Source organism: Roseateles sp. P5_E1 (assembly GCF_054049335.1).
Genome location: NZ_JBFUMN010000449.1, coordinates 1 through 530, shown reverse-complemented (window position 1 = coordinate 530; position 530 = coordinate 1). Strand labels below are relative to the sequence as shown.

The 530-nt window shown below is 65.7% G+C and carries 1 protein-coding gene; it reads right to left on the bottom strand.

What is annotated here, in order from left to right; translation table 11 throughout:
* A partial coding sequence (locus ACXJKJ_RS32030) for a DNA polymerase (RefSeq protein WP_457395770.1) occupies positions 1-530 on the bottom strand: 530 nt, incomplete at both ends.

Below are 530 nucleotides of genomic sequence, written 5' to 3'. Positions count from 1 at the left end.
AGACGACATCAAGTCGATCACCTGGGAACGCAAGGTTTCCAGAAAACTACTTTCGCTTTCGAACACCAGTTCATCGTGCACCTGCATGATCATCCGCGCCTGGTCGCCCTGGCCCTGCAGCCAGTCGTCCACCTTCACCATCGCGCGCTTGATGATGTCCGCTGCGGTGCCCTGCATCGGGGCGTTGATCGCCGCGCGTTCAGCCCCGGCGCGCAGGCCCTGGTTGCGGGCGTGGATGTCGTTCAGGTACAGCCGGCGGCCCTCCAGGGTTTCCACGTAACCCTGGTCGCGGGCCTGCTGGCGCATGCGCTCCATGAAGTCGCGCACGCCGGGATAACGGCTGAAGTACAGCGCCACGTAATCCTGGGCCTGGCCGCGGTCGATGCCCAGGTTGCGGGCCAGCCCGAACGCACTCATGCCGTACATCAGGCCGAAGTTGATCGCCTTGGCGGCACGGCGTTCGTTGGGGGTGACCTCGTCCAGTGCCCGCCCGAAGACCTCGGCGGCGGTGGCGCGGTGCACGTCCACAC